Raw genomic sequence first — 26,173 nt, 5'->3', positions numbered from 1 at the left:
AACCAAGGAGCCAAATGAACGCCCATCCCCAATTCCTGTCCGCCACCGCCACCGTGGACGAGGCAGCGATCAAATCGTTGCCCAATTCCCGCAAGATCTACGTCGAAGGCAGCCGCCCCGACATCCGCGTGCCGATGCGCGAAATCACGCAGGCCGACACGCCGGCGTCGTTCGGCTTCGAGGCCAATCCGCCGGTCTACGTCTACGACACCTCCGGCCCGTACACCGATCCGGACGCGGTGATCGACATCCGCTCCGGCCTGGCCGCCACGCCGCGCCTGCCGTGGATCCTCGAGCGCGGCGACACCGAGGAGCTGGCCGGCCCGACCTCCGACTACGGCCGTGCGCGCCTGGCCGATCCGGCCTTGGCCGAACTGCGCTTCAACCTGCACCGCAAGCCGCGCCGCGCGCGCGCCGGCGCCAATGTCACGCAGATGCACTACGCGCGCCGGGGCATCGTCACGCCGGAGATGGAGTTCGTGGCGATCCGCGAAAACCTGCGCCGCAAGGAGTACCTGGACAACCTCGAGGGCTCCGGCCCGATGGGGCGGCGCCTGGCCGACCTGATGGGCCGCCAGCATCCGGGGCAATCGTTCGGCGCGGCCATCCCGGCCGAGATCACCGCCGAATTCGTGCGCGAGGAGATCGCCCGCGGCCGCGCCATCATCCCGGCCAACATCAACCACCCGGAGATCGAGCCGATGATCATCGGCCGCAATTTCCTGGTCAAGATCAACGCCAACATCGGCAATTCGGCCGTCACCTCGTCGATCGGCGAGGAGGTCGAAAAGATGACGTGGGCGATCCGCTGGGGCGGCGACAACGTCATGGACCTGTCGACCGGCAAGCATATCCACGAAACGCGCGAATGGATCATCCGTAACAGCCCGGTCCCGATCGGCACCGTGCCGATCTACCAGGCGCTCGAAAAGGTCAACGGCAAGGCCGAGGACCTGACCTGGGAAATCTACCGCGACACGCTGATCGAGCAGGCCGAACAGGGCGTCGACTACTTCACCATCCACGCCGGCGTGCTGCTGCGCTACGTGCCGATGACGGCCAGGCGCCTGACCGGCATCGTCTCGCGCGGCGGCTCGATCATGGCCAAGTGGTGCCTGGCGCACCACAAGGAATCGTTCCTGTACACGCACTTCGAAGACATCTGCGCCATCATGAAGGCCTACGACGTGTCGTTCTCGCTCGGGGATGGATTGCGTCCCGGCTCGATCTACGACGCCAACGACGAGGCCCAGCTGGGCGAACTCAAAACCCTGGGCGAACTGACGCAAATCGCCTGGAAGCACGACGTGCAGGTGATGATCGAAGGCCCGGGCCACGTGCCGATGCAGCTGATCAAGGAGAACATGGACCTGCAGCTGGAGCAGTGCCACGAGGCGCCGTTCTACACGCTGGGGCCGTTGACCACCGACATCGCGCCCGGCTACGACCACATCACCTCCGGCATCGGCGCCGCGCAGATCGGCTGGTACGGCACCGCGATGCTGTGCTACGTCACGCCCAAGGAGCACCTGGGCCTGCCGGACAAGAACGACGTCAAGGACGGCATCATCACGTACAAGATCGCCGCCCACGCCGCCGACCTGGCCAAGGGCCACCCGGGCGCGCAGATCCGCGACAACGCGCTGTCGAAGGCGCGCTTCGAATTCCGCTGGGACGACCAGTTCAACCTGGGGCTCGACCCGGACAAGGCGCGCGAATTCCACGACGAGACCTTGCCCAAGGACTCGGCCAAGGTGGCGCATTTCTGCTCGATGTGCGGCCCGCATTTCTGCTCGATGAAGATCACGCAGGAGGTGCGCGAGTACGCGGCCGCCCACGGCATGAGCGACGGCGTGGCGATCGCCCAGGGCATGCAGGTCAAGGCGGTCGAGTTCATCCAGAACGGCGCCGAACTGTATCGCAAGCTGTGAGGCCGGCATGAGCGACGCCAACATTGCGATCGAACTGAACGGCGCGCCGCACCGGGTGCCGCCGCACCAGACGCTGGCCCAGCTGGTCGACGCGCTGTCGCTGACCGGGCAGGCGCTGGCGCTGGCGGTCAACCGCGCGGTGGTGCCGCGCCAGCAATGGCCGCAGCGGGTGCTGCAGCCGCTCGACAAAGTGGATATCGTGCGCGCCATCGGCGGCGGCTAACACAGGAAAGGAACAGACATGAGCAATCAAGAAGCGAACCATCAAGACCTGCTGACCATCGCGGGCAAGCACTATACATCCCGGCTGCTGGTCGGCAGCGGCAAATACAAGGACCTGCGGCAAACCCGCGAGGCGACCGACGCCGCCGGGGCGCAGATCATCACCGTGGCGATCCGCCGCGTCAACATCGGCCAGGACCCGAAGGCGCCCAGCCTGCTCGACGTGCTGCCGCCGTCGCAGTACACCATCCTGCCCAACACCGCCGGCTGCTACACCGCCAGGGACGCGGTGTACACCTTGCAGATGGCGCGCGAACTGCTCGACGGCCACAAGCTGGTCAAGCTCGAAGTGCTGGGCGACGAAAAGACCTTGTTCCCGCACATGCCGGAGACGCTGGTCGCGGCCGAGCAACTGGTCAAGGACGGCTTCGACGTCATGGTCTACTGCAGCGACGATCCGATCCAGGCCAAAATCCTCGAGGACATCGGCTGCGTGGCGGTGATGCCGCTGGCGTCGCTGATCGGCTCCGGCATGGGCATCCTCAATCCGTGGAACCTGTCGCTGATCATCGACCAGGCCAAGGTGCCGGTGCTGGTCGACGCCGGCGTCGGCACCGCGTCCGACGCCGCCATCGCGATGGAGCTGGGCTGCGACGGCGTGCTGATGAACACCGCCATCGCCGGCGCGCGCGACCCGGTGCGCATGGCGCGCGCCATGAAACTGGGCGTGCGGGCCGGCCGCGAGGCCTACCTGGCCGGGCGCATCGCGCGCAAGTTCGCCGCCTCGCCGTCGTCGCCGATGGCGGGCCGGCTGGCATGACGGCGTACAGGCCCTCGGACGTGGCGCCGGACATGGCGACGGACATGGCGACGGACATGGCGCCGGACGTGGCGCCAGGCCCGGCCGCGCGGCCCTGCGTGCTGGTGTTCGCCGGGATGGACCCCTCCGGCGGCGCCGGCATCGTCGCCGACGCCCAGGCGGTGGCCGGGCAGGGCGCACACGCGCTGTGCGTCGTCACCGCGCTGACGGTGCAGGACAACGACCGCGCCTACGAAGTGCAGCCGGTCGAGCCGGCGCTGGTGCTGCGCCAGGCGCGCGCGCTGACCGACAAGATCGCGGTGGCCGCCGTCAAGATCGGCATTCCCGGCAGCGCCGCCAACGCGCTGGCGATCGCGCGGGTGATCCGCGCGCTGCGCGAGCGGCAACCGGAACTGCCGGTGGTGCTCGACCCGGTGCTGGCCAGCGGCCATGGCGACACGCTGTCGCGCGGCGACGCCGTGGCGGCGCTGGCGCCGCTGCTGCCGCTGGTGACGGTGCTCACGCCCAACGGCCCGGAGGCGCTGGCGCTGAGCGCGCACACCACGCCCAACGCGCAGGCGCGGGCGTTGCGCGCGCTCGGCTGCCGCCACGTGCTGATCACCGGCGGCCATGGCGACGGGGATGAAATCGTGAACCGCTGGTTCGGACCCGGCGCCGAGGCCGGCGCCGGGTCCGGGCGGCCGCCCGCCACGCAGCAATGGCGCTGGCAGCGCCTCGACGGCGGCTTTCACGGCAGCGGCTGCACGCTGGCCTCGGCCATCGCCGGCCAGCTGGCGCTCGGCATGCCGACCGGCTGCGCGCTCGACCAGGCGCAGTACTACTGCAACGCCGCGCTGCGCGACGCCTACGGCATCGCCGCCGGCCAGCGCATTCCGCTGCGCTAGACTTTATCGACCATCAGGAGAACACATCATGCAAGGACTTTATCTGGTCACGCCCAACTGGGACGACACCGCGCGGCTGCTGGCGGCCAGCGAAGAGGCGCTCGCCGCCGGCGCCGGCCGCGGCCTCGGCGGCGCGGGCAACCTCGTCGCGCTGCTGCAATACCGCCACAAGGAAGCGGCAAGCGATCTGCGCCTGGAGCAGGCCAGCGCGCTGCTGGCGCTATGCCGGCGCCACGGCGTGCCGTTCATCGTCAACGATTTCGTCGACCTGTGCCGGCAAACGGGCGCCGACGGCGTCCACCTCGGCGGCACCGACGCCGACGTCGCCCAGGTGCGCGGCCAGCTCGGCGCCGACAAGATCATCGGCGCCTCGTGCTACGGCGATATGCCGCGCGCGCTGGCGGCGCAGCGGGCCGGCGCCAGCTATGTCGCCTTCGGCGGCTTCTACCCGTCGCGGGTCAAACAATACGCGGTCACCACGCGCCCGGCGATCCTCGACCAGGCGCGCGCGGCGGTCACCGTGCCGACGGTCGTCATCGGCGGCATGACGCCGGACAACGCCGCGCCGCTGGTGGCGCGCGGCGCCGGCATGGTCGCCGCCATCAGCAGCGTCTATCAGGCTGCAAGCGTGCGCGGCGCGGTCGACGCCTTCACCGCGATGTTTGCCATACACAACACCCGCAAATCATTCTAGCGCCGCGCTCTTTCCGCTTTATAATTGGGCCGTTAGCAATAGCCCAAGGTTGCCGCCACATGCCAGTTTCCCCTAGCCCCAAGCGTCTGATCCTCATCGTCGACGACGACCAACTGCTGCTCGACTTCCTCGGCGAAGTACTCGGCCACGCCGGCTACGACATCCTGAAGGCCTCGTCGGCCGAACAGGCGCTGGCCGTCATCGCCCAGCGCGAGCCGGACCTGGCGCTGCTCGACATCCACATGCCCGGCATGACCGGCCTCGAACTGGCCAAGCAGCTGCACGCGACCAGTTCGGTGCCGTTCATGTTCCTGTCCGGGCGCGGCGACGCCGACGCCGGCAAGCAGGCCGCCTCGTACGGCGCGGTCGGCTTCCTGGTCAAGCCGGTCGACGAAAAACACCTGATGCCGGCCTTCGCCGCCGGCCTGGCGCGCGCCGACGAGATCCGCCAGCTGCGCCGCACCGAGCTCAATCTGAACGCCGCGCTGGCCGCCGGGCGCGAAACCAGCCTGGCCGTCGGCCTGCTGATGTGCAAATTCCAGACCGACCGCAACACCGCGTTCGAGGTGCTGCGCGACCACGCCCGCTCCAACCGGCGCAAGGTCAACGAGGTGGCCGACCAGCTGCTGGCGGCCGAGGAAACCTTGAACGGCCTGCACGCGGCCTTCAACCAGCGTCTGAAAAAGTAAACAGCGGCGTTGTTTGTTGGCCGTTTGTTGTACGTCAAGGCAGGAATATCCTGCCTTTTTCTATTTCCTTGCGGAATTTTTGTTGTACACTATAAACTAGCAACACCGGACATCAGTACCGCATTGCGCCGCCGCAGGGCCTCGTCGTCGCCTGCCGCCGCTCCGGCCGCCCTCTCCCCGCGTCCGTCCCAACCCCTCGGCCCAACTCCGCCGACCCGCTCGCCGACAGCGTCACCACCATGCCGCCGGCGTCGCATTGATTCCAGCCTTGTGCGGAGAACAGCATGACCAACGAATATTCCAATGACGCCCGGCGTCCGTTCGGCGACCACGAAGGCGCCGCGATCGGCTTTTCCATCTACGCCGCCGCCCCGCGCGTGCTGCACATCGACAGCGACGCCGACGCCGCGCTGGTGCTGGCCACGCTGCTGGTGCCGGAAACCCAGGTGACCCACGTGGCGACGATGGCCGCCGCCGAGGACCTGCTGCGCCGCGAGCAGTTCGCGCTGGTGGTGATCGATCCCGACCTGCAGGACGGCGACGGCGGCGCGCTGCTGCACGGCTTGCACCAGCACCAGCAGGACGCGCGCGTGCTGCTGTACTCGGCCCGCCATCCGGAACGCCACATGGCCGGCAGCAGCTTCCTGCCCAAGCCGTGGACCTCGCCGCGCCAGCTGTGGCGCACCGTGTCGGACCTGCTGGCGATCGGCCCGGCGATGCCGGTCGAGCCGCAGTAATCCGCCCCGGTCGCCGCCGCGATATCCCTGTTTGGCCCCCGGCTTGTTATGATGACGGGTCACAACCCAGCCAGAGGACACACAATGAAAACCAAAGCCGCCATTGCATGGCAAGCGGGCCAGCCGCTGACGATCGAGGAAGTGGAGCTGGGCGGACCGCGCGAGGGCGAGGTGCTGGTCGAGATCAAGGCCACCGGCATCTGCCACACCGATTACTACACCCTGTCCGGCGCCGACCCGGAAGGCATCTTCCCCGCCATCCTCGGCCATGAGGGCGCCGGCGTGGTGGTCGACGTCGGCCCCGGCGTCAAATCGCTCAAAAAGGACGACCACGTCATCCCGCTGTACACGCCGGAATGCCGCCAGTGCAAATTCTGCCTGTCGCAAAAGACCAACCTGTGCCAGTCGATCCGCTCGACCCAGGGACGCGGCCTGATGCCCGACGCCACCAGCCGCTTCTCGATCGACGGCAAGCCGATCTACCACTACATGGGCACGTCGACGTTCTCCAACTACATCGTGGTGCCGGAAATCGCGCTGGCCAGGATCCGCGAGGACGCGCCGTTCGATAAAGTCTGCTACATCGGTTGCGGCGTGACCACCGGCGTCGGCGCGGTGCTGTTCACCGCCAAGGTGGAGGCGGGCGCCAACGTCGTCGTGTTCGGCCTGGGCGGCATCGGCCTGAACGTGATCCAGGCGGCCAGGATGGTCGGCGCCGACAAGATCATCGGCGTCGACATCAACCCGGCCCGCCAGCAGATGGCGCGCCAGTTCGGCATGACCCATTTCATCAACCCGACCGAGGTCGAAAACGTCGTCGACACGATCGTCCAGCTGACCGACGGCGGCGCCGACTACAGCTTCGAGTGCATCGGCAACACCACCACGATGCGCCAGTCGCTCGAGTGCTGCCACAAGGGCTGGGGCCAGTCGATCATCATCGGCGTGGCGGCGGCCGGGCAGGAAATCTCCACCCGGCCGTTCCAGCTGGTGACGGGCCGCGTGTGGAAGGGGTCGGCCTTCGGCGGCGCCCGCGGCCGCACCGACGTGCCGAAGATCGTCGACTGGTACATGGAGGGCAAGCTCAACATCGACGACCTGATCACCCACCGCCTGCCGCTCGAGCGCATCAACGAAGGCTTCGACCTGATGAAAAGCGGCGAATCGATCCGTTCGGTCGTGATCTACTAGGACGGCGCGGGCCGCCCGGACGGATGTAGAAAAAAAGTTCTAGACACGGCGTTCTAGATAATTTATTCTACATCCATCAACCGGGGAGTGCGGCATGAAACAAACGCGCATCAACAACACTGTACGGCGGGCGGGCGCCCATGGATAGCATGCTGCCGGCCCTGGTGCCCGCGATCGGCTGGGCGCTGCTGCATTTCGTCTGGCAAGGCCTGCTGATCGGCTGGGGCGTGGCGCTGGCCCTGTATGTGCTGCGCAACGCCCGGCCGCAGGCCCGCTACGCGCTCGCCTGCGGCGGCATGCTGCTGTGCGCGGCGCTGCCGCTGGCCGCTGTGTTGGTCGACCTGGCCGGCGCCGCCGCCGTCCCCGGCTCGCCGCCGCAGCGGGGCGCTGCCGGCCCGCAGGTCGCCGCCGTCATCCAGGGCGCGGGCGCCATGGTCCTGCCCGCGCTGCTCGACGACGGCGCCGTGGCGGCGGCCGAAACCGCGCTGCGCCGCCAGCTGCCGTGGATCGTCGGCCTGTGGCTGGCCGGCGCCGCGCTGATGTCGCTGCGGCTGGCGATCGGCCTCACATGGGTCGCCGACCGCACCCGTCCCGACCACTACACCGTCAACCATTACTGGCAGCGCCGCTTGTCCGAGCTGGCGCGCCGCTTCGATATCGCCACCCCTGTGCGGCTCGGCGTGGCCGACCAGCTGGACAGCCCGATCACCGCCGGCTGCTGGAAGCCGGTCGTGCTGGTGCCGGCCTCGCTGGTCACCGGCATGCCGCCGGACTTGCTGGAAGCGCTGCTGGCGCACGAACTGGCGCATATCAAGCGCCACGACTACCTGGTCAACCTCATACAAAGCGCGATCGAGATCGTGCTGTTCTATCACCCTAGTGTTTGGGCCTTGTCGCGCAGGATACGGATCGAGCGGGAACAAATCGCCGACGACCTCGCCGTCGCCAAGCTGGGCCAGCCCAACAAGCTGGCGCACGCCCTGTCGGAACTGGACCGCTTCCAGTTCGCCACCACACAACTAGCCCATGCGGCTCATGGAGGAAATCTCATGTCTCGTATCAAACGCCTGCTGCGTCCCGATGTCGAACCGGCCAATTGGAAGATGGCCTTGCCGCTGCTCGGCCTGTGCGCCGCCGGCGCCGTGTTTTACGCGCACGCCGCGCCGCAGCCGCCCGAGCCGCCGGCCGCGCCGGCCATGACGGCGGTTGCCGCGCCGCCAGCCTTGCCGGCGCTGCCCACCGCGCCCGACGTGCCCGACCTGCCCGCGCCGCCCGCGTTACCCTCGTTACCCGCGCTCCCTGCTGCGTCCGCCTTGCCAGCCTTGCCAGCCTTGCCCGCCTTGCCCGCACCACCGGCGGCGCCGGCGATGGCCGAGGCGCCCGCGCCGGCCGCGCCCCCTGCGCCGTCAGCCGCCCCGCCGGCGCCGGCCGCGCCCGTCTCCACCCGGGAACGCGACGGTAGCGCCTACGCCATCGTCCGCAACGGCGACGACCGCATGACGGTCTCGGCCAACCGCAAGGACCTGGCCAATGTCGAGGCCTTGCGCCGTTCCGTCAGCGGCGACTTCATCTGGTTCCGCGACGGCGACAAGGCCTATCTGATCCAGGACCCGGCGCTGATCGCCAAGGTCCAGCAGGTGTGGGAGCCCGCCAACCGCATCGGTGCCCAAATGGACGAGCAGGGCAAGGAAATGGATCGGCACAGCAAGGTGATGGACGGCCTCAGCGCCAGGCTGGAGGCAGAAATGCGCGACACGGCCCGGGTGCCGGAGCGCGACATCGAGCGCCAGTACCGCGCCATGGAGCAGGTCGCGCGGCAGCAGGAAGCCATCGGCCGCCGCATGGAGCAGATCGCGCGCGAACTGGAGCGCGATCCGGACCGGGACAAGATCCGCAGCTTCCGCGCGCAGCAGGAGAAAATGCGTGCCGAGATGGCACCGCTGAGCAAGCAAATGGCGCAGTTCCAACGCGAGATCGCGGCCCAGACCGCCAAATTGCAGGTGGCCCAGGCCCCGATGCGCGAGCTGGACCGGAAAATGGCCGAAGCCAGCAGGCCGATGGCCGAACTGGGCGCGCGCATGGGCGTACTGGGCCGCCAGCAAGCCCAGGCCAGCCGCGAGGCCGAGCGCGCGATGCGGGCACTGGTCAGGGGCGCGGTGGCCAGCGGCGCGGCCACGCCGGTGCCGTCGGCCTAGCGCGCCGGCGCCGGATTGGACTGGAGTTTTATCCAGTGATTTTGCTGCTTGCCGTATAATCACTGGATGCAAAATCTTCTTCACAATCTGAACGACGAACAACTCGCGGCAGTGACCCTGCCGGCCCAAAGCGCCCTGATTCTGGCGGGCGCGGGCTCCGGCAAAACCCGCGTCCTGACGACCCGCATCGCCTGGCTGATCCAGACCGGGCAGGTGTCGCCGTCCGGCATCCTGGCCGTGACCTTCACCAACAAGGCCGCCAAGGAAATGACGGCGCGCCTGTCGGCGATGATGCCGATCAATACCCGCGGCATGTGGATCGGCACCTTCCACGGATTGTGCAACCGCCTGCTGCGCACGCATCACCGCGACGCCGCGCTGCCGCAAACGTTCCAGATCCTCGATTCGCAGGACCAGCTGTCGGCGATCAAGCGCCTGATCAAGGCCAACAACATCGACGACGAGAAGTTCCCGCCGAAAGAGGTGATGTACTTCATCAACGGCGCCAAGGACCAGGGCTTGCGCGCCGACAAGATCGACCCGTACAACGCCGACGAGCGCAAGAAGGTCGAGCTGTACCAGCTGTACGACGACCAGTGCCAGCGCGAGGGCGTGGTCGACTTCGCCGAGCTGTTGCTGCGCACCTATGAACTGCTCAGCCGGAACCAGCCGCTGCGCCAGCACTACCAGCAGCGCTTCCAGCACATCCTGGTCGACGAGTTCCAGGACACCAACGATCTGCAATACAAGTGGCTCAAGCTGCTGGCCGGCCATGGCGAGCAGGGCGGCGGCGCGCTGTTCGCCGTCGGCGACGACGACCAGAGCATCTACGCCTTCCGCGGCGCCAACGTCGGCAACATGAGCGCCTTCGAGCGCGAATTCCACGTCAAGAACCTGATCAAGCTGGAGCAGAACTACCGCTCGCACGGCCACATCCTCGACGCCGCCAACGTGCTCATCGCCAACAACAGCAAGCGCCTCGGCAAGAACCTGCGCACCGACGCCGGCCACGGCGAGCAGGTGCGCGTGTACGAGGCGAGCTCCGACCTGGCCGAGGCGCAATGGATCATCGAGGAAACCAAGAACCTGATCGCCGACGGCGCCTCGCGCAGCGAGATCGCGGTGCTGTACCGCTCCAACGCGCAATCGCGCGTGATCGAGCACGCGCTGTTCTCGGCCGGCATCCCGTACCACGTCTACGGCGGCCTGCGCTACTTCCAGCGCGCCGAGGTCAAGCACGCGATCGCGTATTTGCAACTGATGGACAACCCGCACAACGACTCGGCCTTCCTGCGCGTGGTCAACTTCCCGACGCGCGGCATCGGCCTGCGCTCGATCGAAGCGTTGCAGGCGGCGGCCGACCAGCACCGGGTGTCGCTGTACGCGGCGGTGCCGTATGTGATGGGCAAGGCCGGCTCGTCGCTGGGCGGCTTCGTCAAATTGATCGAGGGCGCGCGTTTCGAGACGCAGCAGATGGCGTTGCCGGAACTGGTGCGCGTGGTGCTCGAGGCCAGCGGCCTGCTGGCGCACTACCAGACCGAAAAGGAAGGCGCCGACCGCATCGAGAACCTGGAGCAGATGGTCAGCGCGGCGACGCAATTCGTCGCGGAAGAGGGCTTCGGCCAGGGCGCGCCGGCGCACCTGGGGCCGCGCGCGCAGGAGCAGTCGGGCCTGCCCGTGGTCAACGAGGACGGCTTCGAAATCCTCGACGCCGACGCGCCGCTGGCGACGGTGATGTCGCCGCTGTCGGCGTTCCTGTCGCACGCGTCGCTCGAGGCCGGCGACAACCAGGCCACGGCCGGGCAGGAAGCGGTGCAGATGATGACGGTGCACTCGGCCAAGGGGCTCGAGTTCAACAACGTCTTCATCACCGGGCTGGAGGAGGGCTTGTTCCCGCACGAAAGCAGCTCGCGCGAGGATGGCGGCGTGGAGGAGGAGCGGCGCCTGATGTACGTGGCGATCACGCGCGCGCGGCAACGCCTGTACATGTGCTTCGCGCAGACGCGCATGCTGCACGGCCAGACCCGCTACAACATGAAATCGCGCTTCTTCGACGAATTGCCGGAGGACGCGCTCAAATGGCTGTCGCCGAAGGTGCAATCGCACTGGTTCGCCAACAAGAAAACGCCGTGGGACGACGTCGTGCCGCTGGCCGGTTCCGACAACGCGATCGCGCAAAAGATCGCGCACAAGGCGCCGGGCGCCGGTTGGCGCATCGGCGAGTCGGTCGCGCACGGCAAGTTCGGCGAAGGGGTGATCGTCAACATCGAAGGCAGCGGCGCCAACGCCCGGGCGCAGATCAACTTCGGCAGCAACGGCATGAAGGTGCTCGACCTCAGCATCGCCAAGCTCGAGCGCTTAGCGCATTGACCCCAACCCCGGGGTCAGGTCTGTCAATGCGACACGCGCCCAACCGTAGACCGTTACCTGGTGCGGTTGGGCTGGCCGGAGTTAAAGCAGGGGTTCCGGGCGGTCGGCCTTGGCCGGGACGGCGAGGTCGGTGGGGCCGAAGATTTGCCGGTACGCGATGTACAACGTGCAATGCGTCAGCACGAGCGTGATCAACAACAGCGTGAAGACGACGGCGACCGCCAGTTGCGACGTGCCCAGGATCAGCACGACGATCTGGCAGGCGATGAAGTTCATCAGATACAAGGTCACCGCCGCCGTCAGGAAGGCTTTCCAGCCACGCAGCACCGCGACCACGCTGAAAAACAGCGCCTTGTTCACCTTCATCTGTTGCCAGTAGATCAGCGGCGCCGTCAGGCACGTCAGTATCCAGCCGACCGCGTACAGCGTCGACGCGATCAGCACCGCCACCAGCAAACCGTCGAGCTGGCTCTGCTCGATCTGCGGTGGACGCTTGCTCACCAGCATGACGGTGTCGCCGGCCATGGCGTACAGCACGCCCACCGCGATCGCGATCAGCAGCAGGTTGAGCGCGCCCATGACCAGCAGCGGACTGCGCACCGGCTTGCGGAAACCGCTCAGCAGCAGATTCGGCAGCGCGCGCTTGCCCTGGTCGACGTGGGCGCAACCCTCCAGCAGCGCGATCGAAAACAGCGGCGTGAGGATGAACGGCGCGATCTGCCCCAGCAGCGGCACGATCATCGAAAACAGCGAGACGAACATGCAGCAGAAGAACAGCGCCATCAGGCCGCCGGGCTGCTTGCGGAACAGCATCATGCCCTGCTTGACCCATTGCCATCCGGCGCGCGCGGGGAATTTATTCATCAGAAAAGTTTCGGCGCCAGCGTGGCGATGCGTTCGCGCAAGATGCGCTCAAAGTGGGTCGGATCGTGCGGGGTCAGCATTTCGGCTTCGCGCGGCAGGTAATAGTCGTACAGGCGCGACAGCCAGAAGCGCAGCGCCGCCGCCCGCAGCATCGGCTGCCAGGCGGTTTGTTCGGCCTCGGTGAACGGGCGCACGGCGTGGTAGGCGTCGAGCAGCGCGCGCACGCGGGCCGTGTCGAGCACGCCGGTGTCGAGGGCGATGCACCAGTCGTTGACGGTGACGGCGACGTCGAACAGCCAGGTGTCGCAGCCGGCGAAGTAAAAGTCGAAGAAGCCGGTCAGGCGCTCGCCGTCGAACATGACGTTGTTGCGGAACAGATCCGCGTGCACCGGGCCGCTTTGCAACTGGCGATAGGTCTGGCAACCGGCGAACGCTTCCTGGAAGTGCATCTCAGCCTTGAGCAGGTGGGCGTTGCTTTCCGACAAGAAGGGCAGCACTTGCGGCGTGGTGGCGTTCCACCAGTCCAGGCCGCGCAAATTGGGCTGGCGCAGCGGATAGTCGCGCCCGGCCAGATGCATGCGCGCCAGCATGGCGCCCACTTCGGCGCAGTGCGCCGGTCGCGGGTCCATCTGCGAGGCACCTTCGAGCTTGGTGACGATGGACGCCGGCTTGCCGTGCAGCGGCACGATCAGCTCGCCCGTGCCGGTGGCGATCGGCGCCGGCACGGCGACGCCGCGGTCGGCCAGGTGGCGCATCAGGTTCAGATAAAACGGAAGTTGTTCGAACGATAAGTTTTCAAAGATCGTCAGCACGAACTCGCCGCGCTCCGTGGTCAAGAAGAAATTGCTGTTCTCAATGCCGGAGGCGATGCCCTTGAGGGCCAACGGCTTGCCGAGGGGGAATTGCGTGATCCACTGGGTGACATCGTCCAGGGTGACCGGGGTAAACACTGCCATGTGCAAGCTTGATGAGGTTCGTTGTAGCGGCGCCCGCCGTGGCGGACGTCCGGAATGCCTGCCGAGGCAGGCGCGTCTTTAATAATAGTGCACGATACTACCGGGTTTACTTGGCGGCCGGCGCCGCCGGCGGCGGTGGCGGCGCGTCGGCCTCGGGCGCCGCGTCGTCTTCCGGATTTTTCTTCTTCTTGCCGCCGAAGGTCATCACGGTCCACTGCGGACCGCGCGCGGCGCCGGACATGGCGTCGCCCGGCAGCGAGCTGCCGACCGGATGGGTCGGTTTCAGCGTGTACGTGCTCGGACCGCTTTTGACGGTCGCCTCCACCACGTTGCCGCTGTTGTCGCGGCGCTCGGTGATCTGGCGCTCCGGCGCCGGCTTGGCCGTCACCGTGATCGGATCGTCGGCCACTTCTTCGAGTTTTTCCAGTTTCGGCGGCGCCTGGCTCGGCGTCGACTGCGCGTACGCGTTGGCGCCGAGCGCCAGGAGGAGTGCCGGCCAGAGGAGGGAGGTGCGCGTCATGATGGATCGCCTTAATAGGTAACTAGCCAGGTTAAAAGCCGGGGAATTTTTATGTATGATCCATTGTAACAAACAGACACGCTTCGCTGTGCGCCGCGGCCGATTTCCAGCCGATTTCGGACGCAATTCCCCACAGGGAATGTGGAATTTCCCGTCGATCCTGTCATCGTCTTGTCATCTTTGAAACGCGGGCGCGACAGCCGGACGCCGGCCAAAACCTGCGATAATGCGCCATTCGTGGCAAATCGCGCACTGTTGCCCTCACATTTCTTTCGTTCCTATGCAAAATACCCTGCTGTTAGTTGACGGTTCCAGTTACCTTTACCGCGCCTTCCACGCGCTGCCCGACCTGCGCAGCCCGGACGGCCACCCGACCGGCGCCATGCACGGCATGGTCAATATGCTGCGCCGGCTGCGCGCCGATTATCCGGCCGCCTACATCGCCTGCGTGTTCGACGCCAAGGGCAAGACCTTCCGCGACGACATGTATCCCGATTACAAGGCCACGCGCGCGCCGATGCCCGACGACCTGCGCCTGCAGATCGAACCCATCCATATCGCCGTCAAGGCCATGGGCTGGCCGATCCTGATGGTCGACGGCGTCGAGGCCGACGACGTCATCGGCACCTTGTCGGTGCAGGCGGCCAAGGCCGGCATGAACGTGGTGGTGTCGACCGGCGACAAGGACTTGGCGCAGCTGGTCAATCCGCAGGTCATGCTGATCAACACGATGACCAACGAGAAGATGGACGAGGCCGGCGTGCTGGGCAAGTTCGGCGTGCCGCCGAACCGCATCATCGACTACCTGACCTTGATCGGCGACACCGTCGACAACGTGCCCGGCGTGGCCAAGTGCGGACCGAAGACGGCGCTCAAGTGGCTGACGCAGTACGACAGCCTGGACGGCGTGATGGCCAACGCCGACAAGATCACCGGCGCCGTCGGCGAAAACCTGCGCAAGGCGCTCGCGTGGTTGCCGAAGGGCCGCGAACTGATCACCGTCAAGACCGACTGCAACCTGTCCGAGCACATGATGTCGATCAGCGAATCGCTGGTGGCGCGGCCCGAGGATTCGGAAACCCTGCTGACCTTCTTCGGCCAGTACGGCTTCAAGACTTTGCTGCGCGAACTGAACGCGCTGACCCCGGCCGCGCCGATCGGCGCGGCCGGCAAGGCGGCCGCCGCCGTCGCGGCCGGCGGCGCGGTGTCGTCCAACGGCGACCTGTTTGGCGACGTGCCGAAGGTCAACGTCAACTACGAGACCGTGTTCACCGACGAGCAGCTCGACAAATGGATCGCGCTGATCGGCGCCGCCGCGCTGACCGCCGTCGACACCGAAACCACGTCGCTGGAACCGATGACGGCGCAGCTGGTCGGCATTTCGCTGTCGGTGCAGCCGGGCGTGGCCTGCTACATCCCGGTCGCGCACGCCTATCCGGGCGTGCCGGCGCAACTGGCGCGCGAGCACGTGCTGGACAAACTCAAGCCCTGGCTGGAGGACGAGACCAAGCTCAAGCTCGGCCAGAACCTGAAGTACGACAGCCACATCTTCGCCAACCACGGCGTGCGCCTGCGCGGCATCCACCACGACACCCTGCTGCAATCGTATGTGTTCGAATCGCACCGCACGCACGACATGGACGGCCTGGCGCTGCGCCACCTGAACCACACGACGATCCCGTTCGTCGACGTCTGCGGCAAGGGCGCCAGCATGATCACCTTCGACAAGGTGGACATCGCGCGCGCGACCGAATACGCGGCCGAGGACGCCGACATCACCTTGCGCCTGCACCTGGCGATGATCGGCGAGGTCGAGAACGACGAGCGCCTGAGCTACATCTACCGCAACATCGAGCTGCCGACGGCGGTGGTGCTGCGAAAGATCGAGCGCAACGGCGTGCACATCGACGCCGCGCTGCTCGACACGCAATCGGCCGAGCTGGGCGCGCGCATCGTCGCGCTGGAGGCCAAGGCGCACGAGCTGGCCGAGCAGCCGTTCAACCTCGGTTCGCCGAAGCAGATCGGCGAAATCTTCTTCGAGAAGCTGAAGCTGCCGGTGGTGAAAAAAACCCCGAGCGGCGCGCCGTCGACCGACGAGGAAGTGCTGCAAAAGCTGGCCGAGGACTATCCGCTGCCGAAGGTGCTGCTGGAATACCGCAGCCTGTCGAAGCTGAAGTCGACCTACACCGACAAGCTGCCGAAGGGCATCAACAAGGAAACCGGCCGCGTGCACACCAACTACGCGCAGGCGGTGGCGGTGACCGGCCGTCTGGCGTCGAACGATCCGAACCTGCAGAACATTCCGATCCGCACCAAGGAAGGCCGCCGCATCCGCGAAGCGTTCATCGCGCCGCCGGGCAGCCACATCGTCTCGGCCGACTATTCGCAGATCGAGCTGCGCATCATGGCGCATATCTCGGGCGACGAAAACATGCTGCGCGCGTTCGCCGAGGGCGTCGACATCCACCGCGCCACCGCCGCCGAGATCTTCGGCGTGGCGCCGGACGAGGTGACGAGCGAGCAGCGCCGCTATGCCAAGGTCATCAACTTCGGCCTGATCTACGGCATGAGCGCGTTCGGCCTGGCCTCCAACCTGGGCATCGAGCGCGCCGCCGCGCAAAGCTACATCGACCGCTATTTCGCCCGCTTCTCCGGCGTCAAGCAGTACATGGACGACACGCGCTTGCAGGCCAAGGCGCGCGGCTATGTGGAGACGGTGTTCGGACGGCGCCTGTGGCTGCCGGAGATCAATTCGCCGAACGGTCCGCGCCGCCAGGGCGCCGAACGGGCCGCGATCAACGCGCCGATGCAGGGCACGGCGGCCGACCTGATCAAGCTGGCGATGGTGGCGGTGCAGAACTGGCTCGAGGCCGACAAGCTGCAAACCAAGATGATCATGCAGGTGCACGATGAACTGGTGCTGGAAGTGCCGGACGCCGAGCTGGAGCTGGTCAAGCGCAAGCTGCCGGAATTGATGGCCGGCGTGGCGCGGCTGAAAGTGCCGCTGACGGCCGAAGTCGGCGTCGGCAAGAACTGGGATGAAGCCCATTAATTGAAATAAACCAAGGAGGAGTCGCATGGATGATTTGAAGCGGGACGCGGAGAGTTTGCTGACGAAAACCAGTTTGTCGGACGGTGTCGACCGCCGCGACTTCCTCAAGGTGGCGCTGGGCAGCGGTTTCGCCGCCGCCGCGATGCCGGTGATGGCGCAAAACGTCATCAAGACCGACACCGCCGGCCTGACCGCCGGCACCGTCACGCTGACGGTCGACGGCCAAACCGTGCCCGTCTACCGCGCCCAGCCGGAAGGCAAGACCAACCTGCCGGTGGTGCTGGTGATCTCCGAAATCTTCGGCGTGCACGAACACATCGCCGACGTCGCCCGCCGCTTCGCTAAGCTCGGCTACCTGGCGCTGGCGCCGGACCTGTTCGTGCGCCAGGGCGATCCGCAAAAATCGGCCTCGATCGCCGACCTGCAACGCGACATCATTTCGAAAACCCCCGACACCCAGGTCATGGCCGACCTCGACGCGCTGGTCGCCTGGGCCAAGGCCAACGGCGGCAACCCCGACAAGATCGCCATCACCGGCTTCTGCTGGGGCGGGCGCGTGACCTGGATGTACGCCGCGCACAATCCGTCGATCAAGGCCGGCGTCGCCTGGTACGGCCGGCTGGTCGGCACCTCCAACGCCAACACGCCCAAAAATCCGATCGATATCGCGGCCACTTTGAACGTTCCCGTGCTGGGCTTGTATGGTGAAAAAGACACCGGCATCACCCAGGATTCGGTCAAGGCGATGCAAGCCATGCTGGCCAAGGGGCCGAACAAGTCGACCTTCGTCGTCTACCCCAATTCCGGCCACGCGTTCCACGCGGACTACCGTCCCAGCTACGTGGAGGCGGACGCCAAGGACGGCTGGGGACGCATGATCGCGTGGTTCCGGCAGAACGGGGTCGCCTGACCGGGACGGGGCCGATCACGCCGTTTTAACTGTTTTTAGCCAAAAATGAGCAGGAAAGCGTGCCGGGCGGTAAAATAACGCCCCCGGCCTGCGCAGCGGCACGGCTCCAGGTACAAGAGGCTATAACATCGATCCCATACTCATCTCCATATTACTGGCGACCACACTAGCCGGTGTCGTCAGCATTTCGGCCGCTGCCGTGTTCTCGTTTGCGTTGCTTTCGAAGGTGGTCGAGCCCATGGTCAGCCTGTCGGTCGGCATCATGCTGTCGACCTCGCTGCTGCACGCCTTGCCGGAAGCGTTCGAATCGCACGCCAGCGCGCGCAGCCTGTTCGCGACCCTGCTGGCCGGCCTGCTGGCGTTCTTCCTGCTGGAAAAACTGGCCATCATGCGCCATTCGCACCACCACGAGGGCGACGGCCACCACCACCATCACGGCCACGACAAGCACGAGGCCGGCAAGGCCGGCTGGATGATCCTGGTCGGCGACGGCATGCACAACTTCACCGACGGCATCCTGATCGCCGCCGCCTTCATGGCCAATCCGGAGCTGGGGCTGGTGACGGCGCTGGCCATCATCGCCCACGAAATCCCGCAGGAAATCGGCGATTTCATCGTGCTGCTCAACGCCGGTTTTTCGCGCACGCGGGCGTATGTCTACAATTTGCTGTGCAGTTTGCTGGCGATCGCCGGCGGCCTGCTGGGCTATTACACGCTGGACCGCGCCAGCGAGCTGATTCCGTATGTGCTGGTGTTCGCCTCGTCGGGCTTCATCTACATCGCCGTGAGCGACCTGATGCCGCAGATGCAGCGCCGCGCCACCTTGCGCGAGTCGGTGCCGCAAGTGCTGCTGATCGCCTCCGGCGTCGCCATCGTGCTGTTCCTGACCCGCAACCATTAATCCACACGTCCCGCTTGCGCCGAGGCGTTTGCAGCCGGCGCCGCCCGGCGTATCATGGCGGGACGAACTCCAGGGAAAAGAAGCAGGCGCAAGCGTTAGCGGCCCTGTCGGCCGCAGACCGCGCTCGCCTGGAGCGTTTGGCTGCGCGCGCGGGCGTCAGTCCAGCGGTCATATGGCCTGATGTGTGGCTTTACGGGTTCGAAGACACTGAAGAGAGCGTCGAAGCAGATTTAGCCGCTGACGCGGATATCGCGGCCGGTCGGACGGTACCCCACGAAGAAGTAATGGAGCGAGCATGGCGCATCTTGAATAGTGGTCCCAAGCCCAAGTAGGGTCCGCGCATTCGGTTGGCCGATTGCCAGGAGGAGATATGGATTTGAAATCGACGAAGCAGTTGGCGGCGCTTGCTGCGCTCTCTGATGCCGACCGTACACGTCTGGAGCGGTTGGCAGTGATGGCTAAGCTTAGCGCCGATGAGCTCTGGCTGGATGTCTGGCGCTACGGTTTCGACGACGTCGAAGAGGGCATTCTCGCAGACATGGAAGCCGACCAGTACTTTAAGTCCAACGCTGGCATCGACAACGCGGAAGTGATGGCGGATATCAAGAAAGTGATTGCCATTCATGGCAAGCCAAGGCGCTAAGCGGACTAATTACTCTGTGCGCTGGCTTCCCAGTGCGCGCAAGGCCTATATTCAATCAATAATTCAATCAATAAGCTATATTGCCGCCCAAGACCGGCAGGCCTCGATACTTGTAGACCAACGCGTAGAAAAGGCGCTCCTCTTAATTTCGTCTCAGCCGGAGATAGGAACTCCCACTCGTGCCGGCCGTCGCCGATATGCTGTGCCCAAAACAGGGCATATTCTGGAGTGCAACATCGCGAGCAATGAAGTCAGAATCACTCGTTGGGCGCGGCACAGTCGTAAGCCTTAGCCCCCAGTCGCGACCGGCCGCGCCGGATCCGAACACCACTCGCTCCACGATCCCGGGTACAGCGCCGCGCCGGGCAGGCCGGCGATCTCCAACGCCAGCAAATTGTGGCAGGCCGTCACGCCCGAACCGCACTGCATGATCGCCTGCGGCGCGGCCGCGAACAGCGGCGAAAATTCCCGCTTCAACTGCGCGGCGTCCTTGAAGCGCCCGTCCGGCGTCAGGTTGTCCTTGAAGAAGCGGTTCTTGGCGCCCGGGATGTGGCCGCCGACCGGATCGATGGTCTCGTTCTCGCCACGGAAGCGGTCCGCCGCGCGCGCGTCTACCACCACCCGCGTCTGCGTGACCAGGTTCGACTCGACGTCGTCGACCGTCACCGTGTGCGCCAGCGACGGCTTGTCGGCGATCGTGCCGGCCGAGCGCGCGACCACCGTTGTCACCAGCGGCAAGCCCTGCGACTGCCACGCGGCCAGGCCGCCGTCGAGCACCGCCACCGCCGCATGGCCGACCCAGCGCAGCAGCCACCACAGCCGCGCGGCGAACATGCCGCCGTGCGCGTCGTACGCCACCACTTGGGTGTCGTCGTCGATGCCCCAGCCGCGCAGCGTCGCGATCAGCGCGGCGCGCGCCGGCAGCGGATGGCGGCCGTGGAACCCGCCGTCCGCGCCCAGCTTGGGTCCGGACAGGTCGGTGTCGATATTGGCGAACTGCGCGTTCTGGATGTGGCCGATGGCGAAGCCGTCGCGGCCGGCGTTCGGATTCATCAGGTCGTGCCGGCAATCGAGGATGACCCATTTGCCATCGTTCAAATGCTGGGACAGGTCGGCGGCGCTGATCAACGTGGTGTGCATGGTCCGGACTCCTTAAACTTCGCTGGCGATCGGGTCGGTATTGGCGATGGCCTTACCGCGTTCGGTGTTGCGGGTATTGTAGAACGTCGCGGCCACGCCCGACGCCAGAATGATGGCGATGCCGGCCCAGCTGTGCCAGCTGAACACGTCGCCGAACACCAGCACGCCCCAGATGCTGGAGAACACGATGCCGGTATATTGCAGATTGGCGACGACCAGCGTCTGGCCGAGGCGGTAGGCGCGCGTCATGGCGATCTGGGCGCTGGTGGCGCATACGCCGATGCCCAGCAGCAGCAGGGCGCCGTGGGCCGTGTTGATCGGATGCCACACGGCCGGCTTGTCGCCCGCGAAAATGTAATTGCCGGCCACGCCGGCGACGATGTTCATCACCGCGAAGTAGAACACCACGCGGTTTTCCGGTTCGCCGGCCAGGCCCAGCTTGCGCACCTGCATGTAGGCCATCGCCGTCAGCACGCTCGAGAACAGCGCGATCAGCGCCGGCACCAGCTGGTTGGCGTGGAAGGCCGGTTGCAGCAGCAGCGTGACGCCGACGAAACTCATCGCCACGGCCACCAGCAGCGGCCATTTGACCTGGTTTTTGGCGTGCCACCAGCCCATCGCGAACAGCCAGACGGCGATCCAGATCGGCGACAGGTAGTTCAAGGTCATGGCGGTGGCCAGCGGCAGGTTGGCGATCGAGTAGTACCACAGCCACAGCGAGACGACGCCGATCAGGCAGCGCCAGAAGTGCGCCATCGGCATCGTCGTGCGGAAGCTGCCGCCCTGCATGCGGATGATCACCGCCAGCACGACGACGCCGACGATGCCCCGGTACATGACCATTTCAGATGTCGAGAATTCTTCGGAGGCCAGCTTCACGCACACCCCCATGATGGCGAACATGAAGCTTGCGAACAACATCCAAAGTGACTGCATCTGATTCCTGTTTCCGGTGAGCGGCGCTAGGCCGCCGATATGTTTATGTTGGCGCGATACCATTCGTGGAAGTGCTGCATGCCGTCTTCCATCGGCGACTGGTAGGGGCCGGCGTCGCTGGTGCCGCGCTCGAACAGGGCCTTGCGGCCGGCGTCCATGCGCAGCGCGATCTCGTCGTCCTCGGCCACGGTTTCCATGTAGGCGGCGCGCTCGGCCTCGATGAACTCGCGCTCGAACAGCACGATTTCCTCGGGGTAGTAGAACTCCACCACGTTGCGGGTGCGCTGCGGGCCGTCCGGCCACAGGGTCGAGACGATCAGCACGTGCGGATACCACTCGACCATGATGTTCGGGTACAGCGTCAGCCAGATGGCGCCGTACGGCGGCGGCTCGCCGCCGCGGAACTTGAGCACCTGCTCCTGCCAGCGCTTGTAGATCTCGGAACCGGACTTGAGCAAGCCCTTGTTGACGCCGACGGTCTGCACGCTGTAGTCGCGGCCGAATTCCCAGCGCAGGTCGTCGCAGCTGACAAAGCCGCCCAGGCCCGGGTGGAACGGCTCGACGTGGTAGTCCTCCAGGTAGACCTCGATGAAGGTCTTCCAGTTGTAGTTGCAGACCTGCACTTCGGCGTGGTCGAACATGTAGCCGGAAAAATCCAGGTCGCCCGTCACCGACAGGTTCTTGAGCTTGTCCATGACGTTGTAGCCGTTTTGCTCGAACAGCAGGCCGTTCCAGCTTTGCAGTTGCGTCTTGGGCAGGTTCAGGCACGGCGTCTCGGCGAAGTGCGGCGCGCCGATCAACTCGCCCTTGAGGTCGTAGGTCCAGCGGTGCAGCGGGCAGACGATGTTGTTGGCGTTGCCGCGGCCGTTGAACATCAGCGCCTGGCGGTGGCGGCAGACGTTGGACAGCAGTTCGAGGCCGTTTGCGTTGCGCACCAGCATACGCCCTTCGTTTTCGGAAACGAGGGTGGCAAAGTCGCCGACGTTCGGCACCATCAGTTCGTGTCCGACGTAGCGCGGACCGGCCTGGAATAATTGCTGCATTTCACGCTGCAACAGCGCTTCGTCGAAGTAGACGTTTACCGGCAGTTGCGCGTGTGGACGCGCCAGCTTGGCGTGGGTACCCAGATCGGACATCCCAACCCCCCTTAATATGTACATCAAACCAAAGAGAGACAGAATCCGTAAAGACCTGAATTCAAGTTCGTTGAAAATGGTATTTCGGACAGAACCGGCGATTATAGCGCCTTTCGTTCCCTGCCGACAGACTGCAGTGCTCGTTTTGTGTGCAAAAACTTGTAACAAATACATGCAGACACTGGATATGGGGTCGATTGCGATAAAATCCATAGTCCGCCGCCGGTGCGGCCGCTATAGTTCCACCGGAGAAGGTGGTTTGTTCTAAAATAACGGGCTACACTGCGCTGGCGGGTATTGTTAACCGCAAGTTAGCCTGGAATGAGCCCTGAAGTTTGCCCTTGAAGCCTGAGTGACTATGTCTAAGAAATTAACCGCCGACGCGACCGCCGCCGCCCCCGTCTCGTTCGAAGAAGCGATGGCGGAGCTGGCAACCCTGGTCGCGCAAATGGAAGCAGGGCAACTGCCGCTCGACGCGTCGGTGGCCGCCTATGCGCGCGGCTCGGAGCTGGTCAAGTTCTGCGCCGCCCAGCTCGAAAAAGTCGAATCCCAGGTCAAGGTGCTCGAGGGCGACATGCTCAAGCCGTTCGCGGAGACCGGCGAGGCGGAACAATGAGCGGCGCCTTCGACGACTGGATGAAGACCGTCCAAGCCGGGTCCGAGAACGATTTATCCGGTTTTCTGCCCGCCGCGGCGACGCTGCCGGCCAAGCTGCACGACGCCATGCGCTATGCGCTGCTCGGCGGCGGCAAGCGCGTGCGCCCGCTGCTGGTGTACGCGGCCGGCGCGCTGTTCGACGCCGACCCGGCAATGCTGGCGCGCGCGGCCGCCGCCGTCGAAATGATCCACGCCTATTCGCTGGTGCACGACGACATGCCGTGCATGGACGACGACGCGCTGCGCCGGGGCAAGCCGACGGTGCACGTCGCCTACGACGAAGCGACCGCGCTGCTGGTCGGCGACGCGCTGCAATCGCAGGCCTTCCTGGTGCTGTCGGAGGCGTCCGGGGTGCCGGCGTCGCGCCAGGTGGCGATGCTGCGCCTGCTGGCGCACGCCTCCGGCTCGGCCGGCATGTGCGGCGGCCAGGCGATCGATCTCGACAGCGTCGGCCTGAGCCTGACGCTGGCGCAGCTGGAGCGGATGCACCAGCTGAAAACCGGCGCGCTGCTGCGCGCCGCCGTGATCCTTGGCGCGCTGGCCGGCAAGGATCTTGACGAGGCCGAACTGGCCGCGCTGAACACCTACGCGCGCGCCATCGGCCTGGCGTTCCAGGTGGTCGACGACGTGCTCGACGCCACGGCCGATTCGGCCACCCTGGGCAAGACCGCCGGCAAGGACGCGGCCGACAACAAGCCGACCTACGTGTCGATACTGGGTCTGGAACCGTCGCGCGCGCTGGCGCAAACATTGCGGCTCGATGCGCACGCAGCGCTCGCGCCGTTCGGAGACAAAGCTCTGCGGTTACGCGAACTCGCGGATTTGATCGTGCAGCGGAAGGCATAAATGAACTTGCTACAAAATATAGATTCCCCGGCCGATGTGCGCAAACTGGCGTACACCCAACTGACGCCGCTGGCGCACGAACTGCGCGCCTACCTGCTCGATTCGGTCTCCAAGACCGGCGGCCACCTGTCGTCCAATCTCGGCACCGTCGAACTGACCGTGGCGCTGCACTACGTGTTCAACACGCCGCACGACCGCATCGTCTGGGACGTCGGCCATCAGACGTACTCGCACAAGATCCTCACCGGCCGGCGCGAGCGCATGCACACCCTGCGCCAGCTGAACGGCATCTCCGGCTTCCCCAAGCGCGACGAGAGCGAGTACGACACCTTCGGCACCGCGCACTCGTCGACGTCGATTTCGGCCGCGCTGGGCATGGCGCAGGCGGCCAAGATCAAGGGCGAACAGCGCCACGCGATCGCCGTCATCGGCGACGGCTCGATGACCGCCGGCATGGCGTTCGAAGCGCTCAACAACGCCGGCGTGCAGGACGACGTCAACCTGCTGGTCATCCTCAACGACAACGACATGTCGATCTCGCCGCCGGTCGGCGCCTTGAACCGCTACCTGGCGCGCCTGATGTCGGGGCAGTTCTACGCCGCCGCCAAGAACGTCGGCAAGTCGGTGCTGCCGGGCCCCGTGCTGGAACTGGCCAAGCGGCTGGAGGAACATGCCAAGGGCATGGTGGTGCCGGCCACGATGTTCGAGGAATTCGGCTTCAACTACATCGGCCCGATCGACGGCCACGATCTGGACTCGCTGATCCCGACGCTGCAAAACATCAAGCAGCTCAAGGGACCGCAGTTCCTGCACGTGGTGACCAAGAAGGGCCAGGGCTACAAGCTGGCCGAGGCCGAGCCGACCCTGTACCACGGTCCCGGCAAGTTCAATCCGGCCGAGGGCATCAAGCCGGCGGTCGCTCCCGGCAAAATGACCTACACCGACGTCTTCGGCAACTGGCTGTGCGACATGGCGGCCGCCGACAAGCGGCTGGTCGGCATCACGCCGGCCATGCGCGAAGGTTCCGGCATGGTGCGCTTCGAGCAGGAATACCCGGACCGCTACTTCGACGTCGGCATCGCCGAGCAGCACGCGGTGACCTTCGGCGCCGGCCTGGCGTGCGAGGACATGAAGCCGGTGGTGGCGATTTATTCGACCTTCCTGCAGCGCGCCTACGATCAGCTGATCCACGACGTCGCGCTGCAAAACCTGGACGTGACGTTCGCGCTGGACCGCGCGGGCCTGGTCGGCGCCGACGGCGCCACGCACGCGGGCAATTACGATCTCGCTTACCTGCGCTGCATTCCGAACATGGTCGTCATGGCCGCGTCGGACGAAAACGAATGCCGCCAGATGCTCACCACCGGCTACCAGTACAAGGGACCGGCGGCGATCCGCTATCCGCGCGGCGCCGGCATCGGCGCGGCCATCAAGCCGGAGCTGACGACGATCGAAATCGGCAAGGGCGAGATCAAGCGCAAAGGGCAGAAGATCGCGATCCTGGCGTTCGGTTCGATGGTGACGCCGTCGCTGGCGGCCGGCGAGACGCTCGACGCGACCGTCGCCAACATGCGCTTCGTCAAGCCGCTGGACGTGGAGCTGGTCAAGCAGCTGGCCGCCGACCACGATTACCTGGTGACGGTGGAAGAGGGCGCGATCATGGGCGGCGCCGGTTCGGCCGTGGCCGAGGCGCTGGCCGCCGAGGGCATCGTCAAGCCGGTGCTGATGCTTGGTTTGCCGGACAAGTTCATCGACCATGGCGATCCGGTCAAGCTGCTCGCCAGCGTGGGCCTGGATGGGGCGGGCATCACCGCGTCGATCAAGAAACGCTTCGACAGCGCCGGTGACGAGCCGCGTCTGGTGGTCAGCAACGGTTGAT

At 65.9% G+C, this 26,173-nt stretch carries 23 protein-coding genes; 17 read left to right on the top strand and 6 right to left on the bottom strand.

Annotated features, from left to right (window positions below):
- Positions 1-14 precede the first annotated feature (14 nt).
- The 10 genes from thiC (at position 15) to BMX85_RS10535 (ending at position 11,733) form a co-directional block, all read left to right on the top strand.
- Entirely contained in the window at positions 15-1,931 is a 1,917-nt protein-coding gene (gene thiC / locus BMX85_RS10580; RefSeq protein ID WP_090316857.1) for a phosphomethylpyrimidine synthase ThiC, read from the top strand.
- Positions 1,932-1,938: 7 nt separating this feature from the next.
- Positions 1,939-2,154, top strand: coding sequence for a sulfur carrier protein ThiS (gene thiS / locus BMX85_RS10575; protein ID WP_090316855.1), 216 nt, complete (start codon positions 1,939-1,941; stop codon positions 2,152-2,154).
- A gap of 18 nt (positions 2,155-2,172) precedes the next feature.
- The gene (locus BMX85_RS10570; RefSeq protein ID WP_090316852.1) at positions 2,173-2,973 is read left to right on the top strand and encodes a thiazole synthase; all 801 of its coding nucleotides are present in this window, start codon (positions 2,173-2,175) and stop codon (positions 2,971-2,973) included.
- A 56-nt stretch (positions 2,974-3,029) separates the two neighbouring features.
- Entirely contained in the window at positions 3,030-3,857 is an 828-nt protein-coding gene (locus BMX85_RS10565; protein ID WP_229210411.1) for a bifunctional hydroxymethylpyrimidine kinase/phosphomethylpyrimidine kinase, read from the top strand.
- Between the two features lie 28 nt (positions 3,858-3,885).
- Positions 3,886-4,551, top strand: a complete 666-nt coding sequence (thiE, locus tag BMX85_RS10560) for a thiamine phosphate synthase (protein WP_090316849.1) — start codon at positions 3,886-3,888, stop codon at positions 4,549-4,551.
- Between the two features lie 59 nt (positions 4,552-4,610).
- Positions 4,611-5,240, top strand: a complete 630-nt coding sequence (locus tag BMX85_RS10555) for an ANTAR domain-containing response regulator (protein WP_090316846.1) — start codon at positions 4,611-4,613, stop codon at positions 5,238-5,240.
- 284 nt (positions 5,241-5,524) lie between these two features.
- Positions 5,525-5,977, top strand: coding sequence for a DNA-binding transcriptional response regulator (locus BMX85_RS10550; RefSeq protein WP_090316843.1), 453 nt, complete (start codon positions 5,525-5,527; stop codon positions 5,975-5,977).
- A gap of 84 nt (positions 5,978-6,061) precedes the next feature.
- Positions 6,062-7,168, top strand: coding sequence for an S-(hydroxymethyl)glutathione dehydrogenase/class III alcohol dehydrogenase (locus tag BMX85_RS10545; RefSeq protein WP_090316840.1), 1,107 nt, complete (start codon positions 6,062-6,064; stop codon positions 7,166-7,168).
- A gap of 140 nt (positions 7,169-7,308) precedes the next feature.
- Positions 7,309-9,363: a M56 family metallopeptidase gene (locus BMX85_RS10540; RefSeq protein WP_090316838.1), complete on the top strand. Its 2,055-nt coding sequence runs from the start codon at positions 7,309-7,311 to the stop codon at positions 9,361-9,363.
- Positions 9,364-9,429: 66 nt separating this feature from the next.
- Positions 9,430-11,733, top strand: coding sequence for a UvrD-helicase domain-containing protein (locus BMX85_RS10535; RefSeq protein WP_090316836.1), 2,304 nt, complete (start codon positions 9,430-9,432; stop codon positions 11,731-11,733).
- Positions 11,734-11,814: 81 nt separating this feature from the next.
- On the opposite strand, the gene BMX85_RS10530 is transcribed toward BMX85_RS10535, so the two are convergent.
- The 3 genes from BMX85_RS10530 to BMX85_RS10520 all read right to left on the bottom strand — a co-directional run bounded on the left by BMX85_RS10530 (position 11,815) and on the right by BMX85_RS10520 (position 14,073).
- Positions 11,815-12,597 carry a BPSS1780 family membrane protein gene (locus BMX85_RS10530; RefSeq protein WP_090316833.1) on the bottom strand — a complete coding sequence of 261 codons (783 nt, stop codon included), beginning with the start codon at positions 12,595-12,597 and terminating at the stop codon, positions 11,815-11,817.
- Entirely contained in the window at positions 12,597-13,553 is a 957-nt protein-coding gene (locus tag BMX85_RS10525; RefSeq protein ID WP_090316831.1) for a homoserine kinase, read from the bottom strand. The genes BMX85_RS10530 and BMX85_RS10525 overlap by 1 nt, the downstream gene beginning before the upstream one ends.
- 106 nt (positions 13,554-13,659) lie before the next feature.
- On the bottom strand, positions 13,660-14,073 hold the full coding sequence (locus BMX85_RS10520) for a hypothetical protein (protein ID WP_090316828.1): 414 nt from the start codon (positions 14,071-14,073) through the stop codon (positions 13,660-13,662).
- A gap of 280 nt (positions 14,074-14,353) precedes the next feature.
- Between BMX85_RS10520 and polA the strand changes: the two genes are divergently transcribed.
- The 4 genes from polA (at position 14,354) to BMX85_RS10495 (ending at position 19,579) form a co-directional block, all read left to right on the top strand.
- Positions 14,354-17,125 carry a DNA polymerase I gene (polA, locus tag BMX85_RS10515; RefSeq protein WP_090316825.1) on the top strand — a complete coding sequence of 924 codons (2,772 nt, stop codon included), beginning with the start codon at positions 14,354-14,356 and terminating at the stop codon, positions 17,123-17,125.
- Positions 17,126-17,150: 25 nt separating this feature from the next.
- A complete protein-coding gene (locus BMX85_RS10510; RefSeq protein ID WP_090316822.1) occupies positions 17,151-18,035 on the top strand; it encodes a dienelactone hydrolase family protein in 885 nt (294 codons plus the stop codon).
- Positions 18,036-18,234: 199 nt separating this feature from the next.
- Positions 18,235-18,936: a ZIP family metal transporter gene (locus BMX85_RS10505; protein WP_090316818.1), complete on the top strand. Its 702-nt coding sequence runs from the start codon at positions 18,235-18,237 to the stop codon at positions 18,934-18,936.
- 370 nt (positions 18,937-19,306) lie between these two features.
- Positions 19,307-19,579 (top strand): hypothetical protein, encoded by a 273-nt coding sequence (locus tag BMX85_RS10495; protein ID WP_090316816.1) that lies wholly within the window; start codon positions 19,307-19,309, stop codon positions 19,577-19,579.
- 288 nt (positions 19,580-19,867) lie between these two features.
- Here BMX85_RS10495 and BMX85_RS10490 read toward each other — a convergent pair whose 3' ends face one another.
- From BMX85_RS10490 to BMX85_RS10480, 3 genes are read right to left on the bottom strand one after another with little or no spacing between them, the layout of a single operon-like run.
- A complete protein-coding gene (locus tag BMX85_RS10490; protein WP_090316814.1) occupies positions 19,868-20,719 on the bottom strand; it encodes a sulfurtransferase in 852 nt (283 codons plus the stop codon).
- Between the two features lie 12 nt (positions 20,720-20,731).
- Positions 20,732-21,655 carry a DMT family transporter gene (locus BMX85_RS10485; RefSeq protein ID WP_090316811.1) on the bottom strand — a complete coding sequence of 308 codons (924 nt, stop codon included), beginning with the start codon at positions 21,653-21,655 and terminating at the stop codon, positions 20,732-20,734.
- Positions 21,656-21,681: 26 nt separating this feature from the next.
- Entirely contained in the window at positions 21,682-22,791 is a 1,110-nt protein-coding gene (locus tag BMX85_RS10480; protein WP_090316809.1) for an aromatic ring-hydroxylating oxygenase subunit alpha, read from the bottom strand.
- Positions 22,792-23,149: 358 nt separating this feature from the next.
- On the opposite strand from BMX85_RS10480, the gene BMX85_RS10475 reads away from it, so the two are divergent.
- The 3 genes from BMX85_RS10475 to dxs are packed head-to-tail and all read left to right on the top strand — an operon-like array spanning position 23,150 to position 26,172.
- A complete protein-coding gene (locus tag BMX85_RS10475; protein WP_090316806.1) occupies positions 23,150-23,407 on the top strand; it encodes an exodeoxyribonuclease VII small subunit in 258 nt (85 codons plus the stop codon).
- The gene (locus tag BMX85_RS10470; protein ID WP_090316803.1) at positions 23,404-24,294 is read left to right on the top strand and encodes a polyprenyl synthetase family protein; all 891 of its coding nucleotides are present in this window, start codon (positions 23,404-23,406) and stop codon (positions 24,292-24,294) included. Before BMX85_RS10475 ends, BMX85_RS10470 begins: the two co-directional genes overlap by 4 nt.
- Positions 24,295-26,172: a 1-deoxy-D-xylulose-5-phosphate synthase gene (dxs, locus tag BMX85_RS10465; RefSeq protein WP_090316800.1), complete on the top strand. Its 1,878-nt coding sequence runs from the start codon at positions 24,295-24,297 to the stop codon at positions 26,170-26,172. It abuts the gene before it with no gap.
- Position 26,173: the final 1 nt, after the last annotated feature.

This window comes from Duganella sp. CF517 (assembly GCF_900110275.1).
Taxonomy (GTDB): Bacteria; Pseudomonadota; Gammaproteobacteria; order Burkholderiales; family Burkholderiaceae_D; genus Rugamonas.
This window is presented reverse-complemented; position numbering and strand designations above follow the sequence as displayed.